11 protein-coding genes are annotated in these 16,122 nt (G+C 73.8%); 4 read left to right on the top strand and 7 right to left on the bottom strand.

The window, feature by feature from the left end; genetic code table 11:
• Positions 1 to 21: 21 nt before the first annotated feature.
• From WMF24_RS44670 to WMF24_RS44640, 7 genes are all read right to left on the bottom strand, one after another.
• Positions 22 to 960, bottom strand: coding sequence for an RNA polymerase sigma factor (locus WMF24_RS44670; protein ID WP_437733592.1), 939 nt, complete (start codon positions 958 to 960; stop codon positions 22 to 24).
• 5 nt (positions 961 to 965) lie between these two features.
• The gene (locus WMF24_RS44665; RefSeq protein WP_437733591.1) at positions 966 to 1,718 is read right to left on the bottom strand and encodes an SDR family NAD(P)-dependent oxidoreductase; all 753 of its coding nucleotides are present in this window, start codon (positions 1,716 to 1,718) and stop codon (positions 966 to 968) included.
• 173 nt (positions 1,719 to 1,891) lie between these two features.
• A complete protein-coding gene (locus WMF24_RS44660) occupies positions 1,892 to 3,358 on the bottom strand; it encodes an MFS transporter (RefSeq protein WP_437733590.1) in 1,467 nt (488 codons plus the stop codon).
• A complete protein-coding gene (locus WMF24_RS44655; RefSeq protein WP_437733589.1) occupies positions 3,351 to 4,157 on the bottom strand; it encodes a PEP/pyruvate-binding domain-containing protein in 807 nt (268 codons plus the stop codon). The genes WMF24_RS44660 and WMF24_RS44655 overlap by 8 nt, the downstream gene beginning before the upstream one ends.
• The gene (locus WMF24_RS44650) at positions 4,154 to 5,896 is read right to left on the bottom strand and encodes a PEP-utilizing enzyme (RefSeq protein WP_437733588.1); all 1,743 of its coding nucleotides are present in this window, start codon (positions 5,894 to 5,896) and stop codon (positions 4,154 to 4,156) included. Before WMF24_RS44650 ends, WMF24_RS44655 begins: the two co-directional genes overlap by 4 nt.
• 223 nt (positions 5,897 to 6,119) lie before the next feature.
• A complete protein-coding gene (locus tag WMF24_RS44645; protein ID WP_437733587.1) occupies positions 6,120 to 7,664 on the bottom strand; it encodes an aKG-HExxH-type peptide beta-hydroxylase in 1,545 nt (514 codons plus the stop codon).
• A 116-nt stretch (positions 7,665 to 7,780) separates the two neighbouring features.
• Positions 7,781 to 7,939 carry a hypothetical protein gene (locus WMF24_RS44640; RefSeq protein WP_437733586.1) on the bottom strand — a complete coding sequence of 53 codons (159 nt, stop codon included), beginning with the start codon at positions 7,937 to 7,939 and terminating at the stop codon, positions 7,781 to 7,783.
• Positions 7,940 to 8,634: 695 nt separating this feature from the next.
• On the opposite strand from WMF24_RS44640, the gene WMF24_RS44635 reads away from it, so the two are divergent.
• From WMF24_RS44635 to WMF24_RS44620, 4 genes are all read left to right on the top strand, one after another.
• Positions 8,635 to 10,746: an arylsulfatase gene (locus tag WMF24_RS44635; protein WP_437733585.1), complete on the top strand. Its 2,112-nt coding sequence runs from the start codon at positions 8,635 to 8,637 to the stop codon at positions 10,744 to 10,746.
• A gap of 80 nt (positions 10,747 to 10,826) precedes the next feature.
• Positions 10,827 to 13,181, top strand: a complete 2,355-nt coding sequence (locus WMF24_RS44630; protein ID WP_437733584.1) for a multiheme c-type cytochrome — start codon at positions 10,827 to 10,829, stop codon at positions 13,179 to 13,181.
• 383 nt (positions 13,182 to 13,564) lie between these two features.
• Positions 13,565 to 14,830: an ABC transporter substrate-binding protein gene (locus tag WMF24_RS44625; protein WP_437733583.1), complete on the top strand. Its 1,266-nt coding sequence runs from the start codon at positions 13,565 to 13,567 to the stop codon at positions 14,828 to 14,830.
• Positions 14,831 to 14,901: 71 nt separating this feature from the next.
• Complete coding sequence (locus WMF24_RS44620) at positions 14,902 to 16,032, top strand: substrate-binding domain-containing protein (protein WP_437733582.1); 1,131 nt, start codon at positions 14,902 to 14,904, stop codon at positions 16,030 to 16,032.
• Positions 16,033 to 16,122: the final 90 nt, after the last annotated feature.

The raw sequence follows: 16,122 nt of genomic DNA, 5'->3' as shown, positions 1-16,122 counted from the left end.
CGGGGCGGACCGAGAGCGTCGCTACCGATGGCGGGGCGGCGGCGCAGCGGAGGCGATCGTGAACGTCGCGTCGCGGGCGATGTACGGCACGTACCTGAAGTCTCGAATCGAAGTCACCCGTCCGTCCGCCACCGATAGCTCGATGAAATAACCCGGCCGCTCGTCGCCCGCGCCCCTAAATACGGCGAGCACCTCGCGCCCCTCGAGCCAGGCCGGGACCATGTGCCAGTCGTGTTTGCTCGCGTAGTTCGTCACGTAGCCGCCCACGGCGCGCCGCCCCGCGCGCCGGGATCGCGAGACCAGATCGAGCCGCACGTCCTCCGCGAGCATCGCGCGCACGCCGTCCCAATCGCGCGCGTTGAACAGGGTCGCATAACGCGCGATGTCAGGTGACACGTCGCGGGGCGCCGCCTCGGACGCGGGGACGTCGTCTTCCCTCTCCTTCCGGAGCTGCGCGCGCCCGCGGTGCAGCGCGGCCTTGACGGCGGGGACGCTCATCTCGAGGAGCTCGGCGATCTCGTCGAGCGCGTGCCCGAGCACGTCCTTCAGGATCACGCAGCTCCGTTGCATGGGGGCCAGCGCGACGAACCGCGACAGGGCGGCGCGGACCGCCTCCTCCTGCGCGAGGGTGTCCTCGGCATCGAGCCCTCCCGCCGTCGCCGTGTCCAGCACGACCTCCAGCGGCCGCCCCATCCGCCGGTCGTACCGGCGAAGGTGATCGATCGCGCGCCGATGGGCGATGCCGAACAGCCACGGCCGGAGCGGCGGCAGGGAGTCGAGCTCCGACAGCGCGTAATACGCGCGGGCGAGCGTCTCCTGCACGATGTCCTCGCCGTCGGCCACCGAGCCGGTCATGCGCGCGCAATAGCGGTGCAGGTCCGGCCGCACGTCCGCGACGAGCGCCAGGAACCGCTCGCGCCCTTGATGCAGCTCCGAGACGAGGGGGTCGCGCTCCGCCATGGTCCTCAGCCGTCGAGCGGTTGAATGCCGGTGTCGCCCTTGAGGCTGAACGCGTTCCCCGCTTCGTACCTCGGATCCGTGAGGATCGTGACCACGTGCTCCCCGAGCTGCCGCGGGGGCATCGGCGCCCCGAACCCCGCGAGGAACTCGTCCGGGGTGATCCCCTTTCGCGCGGCGTACGCCCGCGACCCCGCGCCCCCGACGCCGGTGCCGCCGATCATCTGTCGCGGGACGATCGCCTGAAACCGGATCCCGAGCTTCGCCTCCTCCGAGACGCCGTTCGCGTACCTGGCCATGATCCAGAGCATACGCTTTGCCCCGGCGTAGCCGCCCGAAAGGGGGGACCCGGCCACGGCGGCGCCGCTCGAGCCGATCAGCACGCGGCTGCCGGCGACCAGCGGCAGGCGGATGGCCTCCTGGATCCAGTGGAGCCCTGCCTTGACGTCCGTCTCCCAGGGCGCCGAGAACGCCTCCCAGGTCTGCTCGTGGAGCGGCGCCATCACCGGCACCGCGCCGGCGTTGAGCACGACGACCGCGGGGCGAACCTCGCGCAGCAGGCGCGCCGCGAGCGCGCGGTCCGTCGCGTCCCCGGCGATCGTGCGGACCCCGAGCCGCTGCGCGACCGCGTCGAGGTGCCCCTTGTCGCGCGCGACGACGGTGACCTCCGCCCCCTGGGCGACGAGCGCTTCGACGATGCCGAGGCCGAGGCCGCGGCTTCCACCCGTGACGAGGACACGCTGACCGTGAAGGGATTGCATGGGTCGACTTGCTCCTTGGAAGGGATGAGGGCGAGGCCGCCGATCGGCCTGCCACCCCCATGACGATCGAGCCCCTCGAAAGGATGCGGGGTCGTGGGTGCACGCCCGGGCCGCGGAGGTACGACAGCGCAAGGCCGGCGCGGTCGCCCCGAGGGCCTGGTGCCGGCGCGGCGCTACCGCGGCGCCCTGGCCTGTGCCGCCCCCCGGCCCGGCAGGGTCAGGGCGCAGCCGATCGCCAGCAGCAGCGCCGCGCAGAAGACCGCGACGGCCGTCGTGTGCTCGCGCAGGACGGCCTCGCGGTCGCGCGTCTCTGTGAGGACGAGGCCGAGCACGGTCAGGCCGCCGACGCCGCCGACGTAGCGCATCGTCGAGGTGAGGCCCGCGGCCATCGCGCTCCTGTCGCGCGGGACGTCGCTGATGGCGGCGGCCTGGGAAGGCGCTGACGTGAGCCCGAGGCCCGCGCCGAGCATGAGCAGCGCCGGGATCGCGTCGGTGATGGCGACGAGCGGCCGCGCCGCGAGCAGGACCATGCCGGCGAGGGCGAGCGAGCAGCCGACGAGGGCGACCGCGCGCGCGCCGAAGCGCTCGGAGGCGCGGCCGGCGAGCGGCGAGGCGACGACCATCATCGCCATCATCGCCACGAGCGTGTTGCCGACGTCGCGCGGGCCCACGTCGGACAGCCGCGCCGCCACCTGCGGCAGCTCGAACAGGACCGAGTACATGGCGAAGTTCTGGAGGGCGATGATCAGGCTGCCGCCCATGAAGACGCGCCGCCGGAACAGCGAGAGGTCGATCACGGGGTCGGCCGCGCGCCGCTCCCAGAGCACGAACGGCACGAGGGTGAGCGCGCCGACGGCGGCCGCCCAGCGGAGGTGGGCGTTCTCCAGGCCGAGCACGAGGCCCATGAGCGAGGCGCCGAGCAGCGCCGATCCCAGGAAGTCGAAGCGCCCCGGCGGCGCGGCGGGCCCCGCGGCGGACGCCGGCGCGGCGGGCCCCGCGGCGGACGCCGGCGCGGTGGGCACCCCGGCCGCAGCGGGCGCCGCAGGCGGCGCGTCCGCGAGGGCCGCGGGCGCGGCGGGCGGCGCCGTTCGCGCGAGCGCGGCCGACACGAGCAGGACCGGGACGTTCGCGAGGAAGATCGACGTCCAGCCGAAGTGCCCGACGAGCAGCGCGCCGACCTTCGGGCCCATGCCCGCCGCGATGCCCATCAGCGCCCCGAACGCGCCGAACGCGCGGCCGCGCACCTCGGGCGGCAGCTCCGTGCGGAGCATGGCCGTCGCGCTCGGGGCGAGGATCGCGGCGCCCGCGGCCATCACGACGCGCGACGCCGTGAGCACCGGGAGCACCGGCCACACGTACGCGAGCGCGGCGCCGAGCGCGAAGACGAGCTGCCCCAGCGCGAGCGCGCGCCGGTGGCCGAGCCGGTCGCCGAGCTTCCCCCCGGGGCTCTGCAGGACGATGTTCGTGAGCAGGTAGCTCGTCACGAGCCCCTGGCGGAGCTCGCCCGAGCCCTCGTGGAGGTCGCGCGCCATCTCGGGCAGCGCCACGGCCACCATCGTGGAGTTGAGCGGCGCGAGCGCCGTGGACAGGGCGATGGCGGCGAGCAGCCGCACCGGCACGCGGGGTGAGGCCTCAGCCACGCGTGATCGCCCGCCGCTGGAGCAGGTACAGCCGGTCGCCCGCGAACGCCCACTCGATGTCCTGCGTGCCGCCGAACGCCGCCTCGCACGCCGCGGCCAGCGCCTCCAGCGCGGCGAGCCGGGCGTCGTCGAGGCACAGCGCCGCGGCCCGCTCCGGCTCGACCTCGACCTCCCGCGTGCCGCCCTCGTCGGCCCACAGGATGGCGATGTCCTTGTCGCCCGGCCGCCGATCGAGGACGCGCCCGCCGCGCGCCATGCGGTAGCTGTCCGGGGTCACGAGGCCCGCGACGACCGCCTCGCCGAGGCCCCACGTCGCCTCGACGACGCGCTCGTCGGCGCCCGTGGTCGGGTCGCGCGTGAAGAGCACCCCGGCGCAGTCGGCCTCGACGAGCCGCTGCACGACGATGCCCATGCGCGGCTCCGGCGGGAGCCCGAGCCGCCGCCGGTAGGCCAGCGCGGCCTCGGTGCGCGCCGAGCGGTGTACCCGGTGGACGGCTTCGACCAGGCCCTCGCGGCCCCGCACGTTGAGCTCCGTCGCGTGCTGGCCCGCGAAGCTCGCCGACGCGCCGTCCTCGCCGATGCCGGACGACCGCACGGCCACGGGCCCGCCGAGCGCGCGGAACGCCTCGACGAGCCGGTCCACGGCCTCGCCCTCGCCGCCGACGACGCGCTCGACGAACCCCGCCGACAGCGCCCAGGCCGGCGGCACCGGCAGGCCGCTCCGGTGCGCGCGGCCGAGCTGCGCCGCCTTGCCCCCGAAATCCCCCTCCCCCAGCGCCTCGTGCAGCGCCGCGATCACAGCGCCGCCTCCTGCGCGCGGCGCTCGGGCGCGGGCGCCAGGATCGTCACCTCGCCGGCCGCCCCGTCGACGCGCACGCGCGCCCCGTCCGGGATCGTCACCGTCGCCTCCCGCGTGCCGACGATGCCGGGGATGCCGTACTCGCGCGCGACGATCGCCGCGTGGCAGAGCTGGCCGCCGCGGTCGGTCACGATCGCGCCGAGCAGCGGGAGCACGACGTTGAACGACGCCGACGTCGCGCGCGTCACGAGCACGTCGCCCTGCTGGATGCGCCCGAAGTCGTCCGGGCCGGTCACGACGCGCGCCGTGCCCTCGTAGACGCCCTCGTTGATGGACAGGCCGCGGACGGTCGTCTCCGTGTTCCGGGCCTCGGACTCCGCGAACATGGCCCGCATGAGCGCGTCGACGGCCAGCGACGCGCGGCGCGCGGGGGCCGGGAAGACGTCGGACGGCGGCGGCGGGCCCGGGGGCATGTTGAGCCACGGGGGGGCGTCGGCGAGGGTCGCCGTCGCGCGCCAGCGCGCGCGCCCGGCGATCTCCGCGGCGGACGGCTCGCGCCTGTCGCGCAGCAGGCCGATCATCTCCTCGAGCGTGAGGTCGGCGGCGTGCTCGGGGTCGTCGACCTTGCCGGCGGCGGCGAGGCGGCGCCCCGCCTCGAGGACGGCCCGGCGCGCGAGCCCGGTGCCCCAGCTGTCCGAGTAGAGCGCGCGCTCGTCGCGGAGCCGGCTCATGTGGCGCGCCTCGCGGAGCAGCCCGTCGAACTCCGCGCGGTGGGCCGCGGGCACGCGCTCGCGCAGCGCCCTCTCCTTGGCGTCGCGCGCGGCGAGCGCCCGGTCCCCGCGATCGCCCTCGACGGCCGCCCGGATCGCCCCGACGAGCGTGTCCGGCAGCTCGCCGCCGGTCTTGTCGGCCACGTCGTAGCCCACCGTGCGGAAGCGCACGAGGTGCAGGTACGCGCGCGTCGCCGGGCCGACGTCGCCCTCCAGCGCCGCGAGCGCGTCGAGCGTCGCCTGCGGATCGCCCCGCCGGGCGAGCGCCTCGCGGCCCGCCGCGCTCTCGCGCAGGGCCCTGGCGAGGACCTGGAGCTCCTCGGTCGCGACGCCCTTCGCGAGCGGCGTGGTCCCCTGGAGCAGCGCGAGCGCCTCGCCGGGGCCCGCGCCGGTCCACGCGCCGACGTGCGCGAGGTAGTCGCCGATCGGGAGGACGGCGGCGAAGTTGTAGCGGTGGTGCAGGGCGACCATGTCCTCCATGTGCGCCTCGGCGCGCCGCAGGTGCGCGATCAGCGCGTCCGTGTCGAGCGGGGCGGGGTCGATCGCCTGGACGGCGAGGTTCTTCTCGGTGGCGCGCGGCCGGTCGACGCGATCCCACCGGTCGAGGTCCTCGCGCCAGAGCTTCCCCTCGAACACGCGGCGGGTCTGCCGGATGCGCGCGCGCAGCCGCGGGTGCAGGCGCAGGAGGAGCCACAGCGCGAGCTTCGGCGGCGGCCCGCTCGCCCCTTCCGGCGCGCCGTGGACGACGAGCTGCGAGTACATGAAGCCGTTCACGACGGCGGGCTTCATGTGGCTCACGAGGAGCCCGAAGCGGTCGGAGCCCTCGGCGAAGCCCCTGGGCATCCCGCGCGTGAACGGCCCGGCGGCGAACCGGGTGATGGGCCGCATGAAGTGCGCCCGCTCGACCTCCCAGGGGCCCGGGCCGGGGGCCTCGAATCTGACGCCGTTCAAGCTCGGATCTCTCTTCATGGCTGGACCACCTCGACAGGCGCCGCGCCCGCGCGATCCGCCGTCTCGTCCCGGGGACGACGGCGACATCGCGGTGACATTGCGGTCACGACATCGTGTCGCCACCGAGGTTAGGGGGCGCGATCCGGCGGGTCCAGCCTCCGCCACGATCGCCGCGGGGCCGGTCATCGACGGATCGGTGCGTGGGCGCGTGTGCGAGAGGTGGGAGGGGCGCGAGGGTCGCTCAGGCCGGCCCGAGCTCGCGGAACAGGGCGCTCACCGCGTCGCTCGATCCCTCGAGCATGTCTCGGACGAGCTCCGCGGGCGTCTTCGTGCTGTCCGCGCGGCGGCGGCAATACGCTTCCGTGGGGACCAGGCGCAGCGACGCGGAAATGCGCGCGCGGACGTCCCAGAGCCGCTCGGCCGGCGTGGCGGGGGGCGCGGGCTCGTCGCGCAGCGGCGGCGCGTCCTCGAGCGCCGCGAGCACGTCGCGCGCCGCCCGGAGCTCGGTCGTCGCGATCTCGTCGACGAGGCGCGCCGCGGGCGGCGGCGCCGCGCCCCTGGCGAGCCTGTCGCGCAGCGCCGCGGCCTCGCGCGCGTAGAGGTCGAGCAGGAGGTGGACCTCCGAGCCCGCGGGCGGCGGCGACGGGTCGAGCGCCGCGAGCAGGCCGTCCAGCCAGGCGCAGAACTTCCTCCCCGCGGCGCCGAGCTCCCCCTCGTGGCGGCGCAGCGCGTGCGCGAGGAAATGGGCGCGATCGAACGAGCGACGCGCCTGGAGCGCCGGGTCGAGGTCGCCGAGCGGCCCGAACTCCGCCTCGAGCGCCGGGGCGCGCCGCTCCACCGCGCGGAAGAAGAGCGCGAGCGCGACGTAGACGTGCAGGACCGTGAGCATGCGGTTCACCGTCCAGTCGCGGAGCCCGCTCGGGTCGCGCCGGTGCCACGGCGGGCTCACGACAGGGGATCCGTCGATCCGGTACCCCTTGCGCAGAAGCGAGTGGGTCAGCTCGAGATCGATGAACTTGAGGTGCATCGACTCGTGCAGGAGGTGCTCGGCCGCGGACCACGGCGTCTTCAGCGTGACCGGCCCGAGGACGATGGTCCCGAAGAGGCCCGCGACGGTCGCCGACCGGAAGCCGCGCGCCTGCGCGGGCGCATGGCCGTCGGGCCCGGCGACGACGACGAGCTGGGTGTGCGCGAGCGCGCTCCGGGCGAGCTCCGGGAGGAGGGCGTCGAGGAGACGGGCGCCCTGCGCCAGCGTGTCCCGCTCGTGCGCGTCCGGCGCTGCGGGGCGCAGCCAGGGGAGCCTCTGCCGGAAGAGCGCCGCGAACCGCCGGGAGAAGGGCCGATCGTCGTCGCCGCCGCACCAGACGAAGCCGTGGTGGGGCGCCTCTCCGAGGCGGACAGCGCGCGCGGAGCCGGCGGCGAGCGGCGCGTCCCGGCGCGCGTCGGCGTCGTGGGCGGCGGCGTGGGCGGCGGCCTCCCGCAGGACCTGCTCCATCTCCTCGGGCCGCGGGTGGCTGACGCGCAGCCGGTGATGGCCGAGCGCGTCGTGGATCGCGGCGCGCACCACGGGATCGCCGAGGACGCGGCGGCGGCGGCGCGCCGCGCCGGCGCCCCGGAGCGCGGCGAGCAGCGCGCGGCTCGGCGGGACGTGCCCTTCGAGCATCTCGAGCCGGCGCTCTTCATGACGCCACGTGCACGCATGGATGTGGTCGCAGTCGCCGAACGGCCGGCTGTTCGCCAGCGCGTCCTCGACGGCCTTCAACACCTGCGGTTCGTCCGATTGCATTGCCAGAGCTCCGTGAAGGTGCGTTCGACGGCGGGACGGAGCGCCGGTGCCGCCCGCGGCCTTGGCGGGCTCCGGCGGCACCGGCGCGCTCATTTCCATCGCCTCGCCCGGCAGGCTCAGAAATCGTAGATCTCCCAGTAGTGCGGACAGGAGGCGCCGTCCGGGGTCAGGGCGACGCAGCGGGCGACCGCATCGAGGTCGTCCGTGTCGAGCTCCAGCTCCGTGACGTCCGCCTCCACGAGGGTCTGATCCATTCCGATGGTCTTCGTGCTCATGATCGATCGATACCTTTCTGCAGCGGCGCTCCGCGCTGGCGCTGTCCCCTCAAGCGCGTCGTGTGCCAACCCCCGCGCCGCGCGTGCGCTGCGCTCCTCGGGCGCTGAGCTCGGGCGCCGGTCGGAGCGCGCCGCGCGTGCGCCGCGCTCCTCGTGTGCCGGACTGGCGCGTGGCGCGCGGGTGCTGCGCTGCTCGTGTGCTGGGCGGTGCGCCGGGACGGACTCCTCGCATCCGCTGCTCACGGCTCTCGCGCTCGTCTCTGACGCTCGCGGGCGCGAGCGCGAATTGTCTTGTATAACGACACAGGATCCGTTATAACGGACGCCATGTTTCCTTCCCTCGTTGCCACGCGGCCCGTCGGTTCTCACCCGGGGGTCCGAGGCGCGTGCCGTCGAACGAGCGCTCGCTGTTCTTGCTGTAGGTAGCCGCATGCGCCGCGGCGCGCGCTGCGGCGAGGAGAACAACGAGGCAGCGTGGTGCGTCGAAGGCGACGCGCCACGCCGCCATTCGTCGTGACGGCCGAGCCACGCGGCTCATCACCGTCAGAGTCCGCCCTTCTCGTGGCGCGCCCGGCTGACCTTTTGCCAGCGCGCCTGACCGAGGTGTCCTTTCAGGGGCATGGCGGGTACTCGCTTCCGACGACGTTCGACTCCGGCCTGCGGCGCCTCCAGCACCCCGAGGAGACAGGACAGGTATGAAGCGGTTCTTCGAACGTCATCGATGGATTGGCTCGGCGCTCGCGGGCGGGCCCTGGTTGCTCGCCACGCTGCTCGGCCCGATCGCCTGCGGGAGCGACGACGACCCGGGCAGCGCCGGTCAGGCCGCCAGCTCGAGCAGCGGATCGGGCGGTTCCACGAGCAGCACCGGCAGCGCCACGGGCGGCTCCGGCGGAGGCGAGGCTGGCGCGGCAGGCGAGGGCGCCGGCGGTGCAGGGGGATCGGGCGGTGCTGGCGGCGGGGCCGGCGGCGCCGGTGGTGCCGGCGGCGCCGGTGGTGCCGGCGGCGCTGGCGGGGCCGGCGGCGCTGGCGGCGCTGGCGGGGCCGGCGGCGCTGGCGGGGCCGGGGGCGCTGGCGGGGCCGGCGGCGCTGGCGGGGCCGGCGGCGCTGGCGGGGCCGGCGGCGCTGGTGGTGCCGGCGGCGCAGGGGGATCGGACGGCACCGGTGGTCCTGGTGGCGCCGGCGGCGCCGGTGGTCCTGGTGGCGCCGGTGGCGCCGGTGGCGCCGGCGCGGACGCCGAGCTGCCCAACATCGTCACGATCGTGGCCGACGATCTCGGCTTCTCGGACCTCGGCGCGTTCGGCGGCGAGATCAGCACCCCGAACCTCGATACCCTCGCAGCCGAGGGCCGCATCCTCACCGGGCACCGCTCCGGATCGCTGTGCGCGCCGACCCGCGCGATGCTCGTGTCCGGCACCGACAGCCACGCCGTCGGACTGGGCCGCATGGGCGGCGGCAATGGACCGCAAGCAGGGCAGCCCGGCTACGAGGGCTACCTGACCGACAACGCGCTCTCCGTCGCAGAGCTCCTGAAGGACGCCGGTTACCACACGTACATCGCCGGCAAGTGGCACCTCGGCGACGCGGAGGATCAGAGCCCGCCGGCGCGCGGCTTCGAGAGATCGTACGTCCTGCTCGGCGGCGTGGCGACGTTCTTCAACGAGTACGCCGACCCGCCCACGACCGCGCAGACGCAGCTCTATCGCGAGGACGGCGTGTACACGCAGCCGCCGCGCGGCTTCTACGCGACCGAGCTCTATACGGACAAGCTCATCCAGTACATCGAGAGCAACCGCGCCGACGGCAAGCCGTTCTTCGCGTTCGCGACGTACACGACGCCGCATTGGCCGCTCCAGGCTCCGCCCGAGTACATCGACAGGTACCGCGGCCGCTACGACGCGGGCCACGACGTCATCCGCGAGCAGCGCCTCGCGCGGCTGAAGAGCCGCGGCATCATCCCCGAGTCGTTCACGCCGAACCCCCGCTTGCCGAGCGACGGCAGCAACCCGAAGACCTGGGAGCAGCTGACGCCGGAGGAGAGGATCTACGAAGCGCGGCGCATGGAGATCTACGCCGCCATGGTCGAGAACCTCGACGCCAACATCGGCAGGTTGATCCAGTATCTCAAGCGCGTCGGCGAGTACGACAACACCTTCATCTTCTTCCAGTCCGACAACGGCGCGGAAGGTGGCAATCGCGAGACCTTCGCCGCGAACGACCCGAGCCGCTCCGGGCCTGTCGTGAACACGCTCGAGAACCTGGGGAGGCCGGGCTCGTACATCGGCGTCGGCCCCCGCTGGGCCGAGGTGAGCGCCACGCCGTTCCGGCTGTGGAAGAGCTACACGACCGAAGGCGGCGTCGCCGTTCCGGCCATCGTGCGGCTGCCGGGGCAGCACCATGCGAAGCCGCAGTTCGACGGGACCACGCATGTCGTCGATCTCCTGCCGACCGTGCTCGAGCTGGCCGGTGTGCCCGATCCGGGGAGGACCTACAAGGGCAGGGACGTCGAGCCCATCAGCGGGCACTCGATATTGCCGGTGCTCGAGGATCGGGAGACCCGCGTGCGCGCGCCCGGTGAGGCGTTGATCTGGGAGCACGGCAACCACCGCTACGTGATCCGCGACAACTGGAAGCTGCTGTGGCTCAGCGCGCCCTATGGCCCGACGCCGCGCGCCTGGGCGCTGTACGATCTGGCCACCGACCGCGGCGAGATCAACGACGTGTCCGCGGCTCATCCGGACGTGGTGGCCGAGCTCGCCGCCGCGTGGGCGCACTACGCAACCGACCGCCGCGTCATCCTCACCGAGTGATCGCACACGGCGCCGCACGCGAGGCCCGGGCGTCTCTGCACGACCCGGGCCTCGCGGCGGTGCTCGCCTCCGCTCCGCCCATGCCCGATCCCCGACTCGCTCGCTGGTGGCCCATCGCCGTCCTGACCCTCTCGCTCGCCGGGCTCGTTGTCTGGCGCGCGCCCACGGGCGCATCCTCCCTCGCGCCAGCCGGCGCCTCCACGGCGAGCGCGTCGGAGGCGAGCCCCGGGGCGGCGCACGGCGACGCCGCGACGGCCTCGTCGGCTGCCGCTGCGCCGGGACGCCCGGCGGAGCGCACGCCAGGGCGCGCAGCGGCCGATTTTGTCGGCAGCGACCGCTGCGCGCCGTGCCACGCCGAGGAGCACGCCGCGTGGCAGGGCTCGCAGCACGCGCGGGCCATGCAGCACGCGAGCGCCGCCACCGTGCTCGGCGATTTCGAGGGGGCGCGCCTGCGCTACGCCGGGCAGGTCCACCGGTTCGATCGCCAGGACGGCAAATACTGGGTCACCACGGACGGCCCCGATGGCCGGCTGCACCGCTACGAGGTGCTGTACACCTTCGGCGTCGAGCCGCTCCAGCAGTACCTCGTGGCCGGCCCGGGCGGGCGCCTGCAGGCGCTGCCGTTTGCGTGGGACGCGCGCCCGAAGGCGCGCGGTGGGCAGCGCTGGTACCACCTGCACGAGCGCGACAGCGTGCGCGCCGGCGACGTGCTGCACTGGACCTCTGCCAGCCAGAACTGGAACCACATGTGCGCCGAGTGCCACTCGACGCACGTCACGAAGGGCTACGACGCGGCCGCGGACCGCTTCACCACCACCTGGTCCGAGATCAGCGTCGGGTGCGAGGGCTGCCACGGCGGCGGCGCGCGCCACCTCGACTGGACCCGGGTGCGAACGCCGGACCCCTCGAAGGGCCTCGACGTGCGCTTCGACGAGCGCAAGAACGCCACGTGGACACGGCTGCCCAGCGGCACCGCGCGGCGTGACAAGGGCCCCTCGAGCGGCGCCGAGAGCGCCGCGTGCGCGCTCTGCCACAGCCGCCGCGAGACCCTCTCGCAGCCGCTCCGGCACGGCGCCCCGCTGCTCGACAGCGTCGCGCTCGAGCTGCTGACCGAACCCTTCTACGCGCCCGACGGCGTGATGAGCGACGAAGTCTTCACCTACGGCTCGTTCCAGCAGAGCAAGATGGCGCACGCCGGCGTGACGTGCAGCGACTGCCACGATCCGCACTCCGGCCGTCTGCGCGCCGAGGGCAACGGCGTGTGCGCGTCCTGCCACGAACCGGCGCGCTTCGATGTCCCCGCGCATCACCACCACGCCGCGAGCGCCGCCGCCTCGCCCGCCGCGAACGCCGCCGCCGCGCCCGCCGCCTCGCCCAACGCGAACGCCGCCGCCTCGCCCGGCACGCCCGCCGCTCCGCGCTGCGCCGACTGCCACATGCCGGCGCGCACGTACATGGGCGTCGACGTCCGTCACGATCACGGCTTCCGCGTACCTCGGCCGGATCTCTCGGTCCGCCTCGGGATCCCGAACACGTGCACCGACTGCCACGCGCAAAAGCCCGCGCGCTGGGCCGCCGACGCCGTGCAGGCCTGGCTCGGCCGCCCCGCGCGGAGCTACCAGACGTACACCGAGGTCTTCGCTCGCGCGCGCACCGCGCCCGGCGACCCCGCCGTCGCCGCCGAGCTCCAGCGGCTCGCGGCCGACAGCGCCATCCCGGCCATCGCGCGCGCCACCGCGCTCGCCTCGCTGCGCGCCGCCCCGACGGCCGCGTCGCTCGCCGTCCTCCGCTCCGCGCTCGCCGATCCCGATCCGCTGCTGCGGCGCGCTGCGCTCGGCGCGCTGGAGGGCCACGACCCTCGCCGCACCGCGGCCGTCGCCGCGCCGCTCCTCGCCGATCCCGTGCGCGGTGTGCGCGTCGAGGCCGCGCGCGTCGTCGCGGGCATCGACCTCGGCGCCTTGCCCGCGCGCGCAGCGCAGGATCTGGACCTGGCGTTGCGCGAGTACATCGCCACGCAGACCCTCCACGCCGATCGCGCCGAGGCCCGGAACAACCTGGGCATCGTCTTCACCCGCACCGGCAAACCGCGCGACGCCGAGCAGGCCTACCTCGCCGCGCTTCGCATCGAGCCCGCCTACGTCCCCACCTACGTGAACCTCGCCGACCTCTACCGCGAGCTCGATCGCGACGCGGACGGCGTCGCGCTGCTCCAGCGCGGCATCACCCGCGTTCCCGAGCAAGCCGAGCTGCTCCACGCGCTGGGCCTCGCCCTGGTCCGGCAAGGCCACAAGGACGAGGCGCTCGGGCCGCTGAAGCGCGCCGCCGAGCTCGCGCCCGAGCAGGCTCGCTTCCAGGCCGTCTACAAGGCCGCGCTGACCGCCTTGCGGCCATCCACCCCGGCGGCTCACGCCGGGCCTCCTCTCGGGCGGCCGTGAGCTCTCGGCCGCTCGCCTGCACCGCGCGCGGCCACCGCCGCAACGCCCGCGGGCAGAGGCGCATAGCCCTCGTCCCGGAGATCCGAGACCGGAGCAAGCGCCGCCGCCGTGAAGACGCGTGACAGGACATGGCACGATGGCCGTGCCGCTCACACCCCCGCCGCCCTCGGGGCGTGAAGCGTGCGATCTCGACATGTCGTGATCGTGGCCGAGCCGACCATTCCCGTATCGATGCCGGTCGTCACTGCATCTCTCATCACGGATTCTGCCCTTGACAGGTCCGTCATCGATGAGCTGTCATCACCCATCGATCGATGGGGGCGAGTCACAGCACACGCAGCCTGCGCTGTAGGGAGATTGGGCTGCGCGTGGGACTCGCAGCCATGATCTCCGCTTCATGCTCGTCGGCGGCGCCCGACGGCCCCGAGGACGCGGTCGTCATCGGGGCTCTCCTCCCCTTCTCGGGTAGCGAGTCGGCCATCGGCCGCAACCTCGAGCAAGCCATGTTGCTGGCAGCCGAGGATCTGAACGCAGCGGGCGGGGTCGACGGGAGGCCGTTCGACATCCTGAGCCGGGACAGCCACTCGAGCGCGGAGCGCGGGCTCGCTGGGCTGATCGAGCTGCTCTATACGGCCCGGGTCGCCTACCTGGTCGGACCCGAGGAGAACGATCTCGCCCGCGAGATCGCGCGGGACGTGAAGGAGCTCGACGTATTCCACATGTTGCCGGGATATGCCGCTCCCACCGTCGCGCGGAGCGAGGCGAGGGGGGGCTGGATGCGGCTCGCCCCCTCGCCGTTCGAGGTCGGCTGCGCGCTGGCGCACATCGCCGCTCGCGAGCGCATCGACAGCGTGAACAGCCTCGCCGCGCGGGACGACTACAACGCCAGCGTCAGCAACGAGCTCGCGACCCACTTCGCGGCGCTCGGGGGCAGGATCCTCCCCTCGGTCATGTTCACGCCGGGCCAGCAGACCTACACGGCCAAGATCGACGATGCCTTCGAGGCGGGCGCCGGCCGCACGCTCCTGGCCGCCTACCCCGCCGCCGGCTCGACCATCGTGACCGAATGGACCGTCTCCGGGCGCCCGGGCACCTGGCTCCTCGGGCCGGCGCTGCGCACCGAGGTGCTCCTCGCCAACATCCCCACAGGCACCCTCGACGGATACGTCGGCGTCTCGCCCTCGCTCAGCCTGCCGAGCGAGTGCCCTGCCATGACCGAATCCGGAGAGGCGGGCGGCTGCACGGCCGGAAACGGCGCTGCCTTCATCGATCGCTTCTCCCGCCGCTGGGGCGGCGAGGCGCCGCTCCCCGCGGCGCACTTCTACTACGACGGCGTCGTCCTCATCGCGATGGGCCTCGTGTACGCTCAGGCCACGACCGGGGAGATCCCGTCGTCCGGGCGCGCGCTGCTGAGCGTCCTTCGCGACCTCAACAGCCCCGACCGCGAGGCGACCTCGTGGCGGGACCTGAAAACGATGATGAGCAGGCTCCGCGAGGGGATCCCTCTCCGGTACGTCGGGGCGGCCGCCGAGTACGAGTTCGATGAGTACGGGGCGAGCAAGCATCAACTCATGCAGGCGTGGACGATCGACGGTGACGCCTTCGTCGATCTCGCCCCCGTACCCGTCGCGTGCAAGGCGTCCAGGTGATCTCGCTGCGAGCTCGGTTCTGATTCGATGGCTCCGCGCGCGAAGACGCAGCGCGGACGAGGAGGGGAATCATGAAGAGGATGAGACGATGCTGGGTGGCGGCCTTGGGGCTCACGCTGATGACGGCGGCATGCGGGACGAGCGACGACCCGACGGAGGGTGAGGACGCCACGCCTATCAAGCGAGCGCCGGCTCCAGTGAGCGAGTTCACCCCGATGGAGCTCGAGGCGACGGTCGATCACCTCGTCGCCGAGATCAACGAGGGCTCTATCGAGCCGATGCCGATGGCGATCCTGCTGAAGACCCTTTACAGGTTCTTTGCGCCGATCGCCACGGGGGCCAACCGCGCCATGGGTGAGCTCGGCGTCACGGGGAACGTGGTCGGGCCGCTCGAGCAGGCGGACGATCAGCAGAGGAAGATGGAGCTCCAGAACCAGCAGATCGAGCAAACGGTGGCGGAGGGCGCCGAGGGGATCGGCATCTCGCCGTTCGGCGACGCCAACGTGGCCGCCATCGACGAGGCCGTCGCGAAGGGGGTCCACGTGGTGACGATCGACACCGACCTCGCGACGTCGAAGCGCTCGATCTACGTCGGGACCATCAACACGTCGGCCGGAGAGACGGCAGGAAAGACCACGCTCGCGATGCTGCCCCCGGGGCCGGGCACGGTGGTGATCCACGGCAGCCTCGACCCGACGTGGATCGACGGAAAGGCCAGAACGGAGGCGGCCCAGCGCGTGCTCGAGGACGCCGGTTACACGACCCTGGTGAGCCCAGTCATCTGGGGAAACGACGGCGAGGCCGATGACGTCGCATCGATGGCAGACAAGATCGCGACCGCGGACCCGCCCGTCGTGGGGTTGCTCGGGCTGTTCGCCGCCGCGTACCGGTGCGCGATGGCCGCGGAGGCCGCGGACAGGACGGATCTCCCCGTCGTCGCCTTCGATTTCGATCCGAAGACCGTCGACTACATGCGCCAGGGGCGCGTGAAGGCCACCCACGTCCAGCGGCAGTACTACGAGGGTTACCTCGTGCCCTACATCCTCTATGGCATCAAGACCATCGGCCTCGACGCGACCAGGAAGATCCTCGCCCCGCAGATGGTCGACGAGCACCGGTTCAACCTCGGCCTCGACGTCGTCCCGGGGGACAAGGCCGACGACTACATCGACTTCCTCGACTCGATCGGCGCGAATCAGTAGCGGTGGCGCGGCTCGTCGAGGAGCCCGCGCGGCGAGCGCGGGCTCTGGGCGAAGCAGCGCCCCGCGGCCACGGCGCGTCGCGCGCAGCAC

Origin of the sequence: Sorangium sp. So ce1335 (assembly GCF_051521615.1) — a bacterium.
In the GTDB taxonomy this organism is placed as follows: domain Bacteria; phylum Myxococcota_A; class Polyangia; order Polyangiales; family Polyangiaceae; genus Sorangium.
Note: the sequence above shows the minus strand (reverse complement) of the source record. Positions and strands in the feature narration are given on the sequence as shown.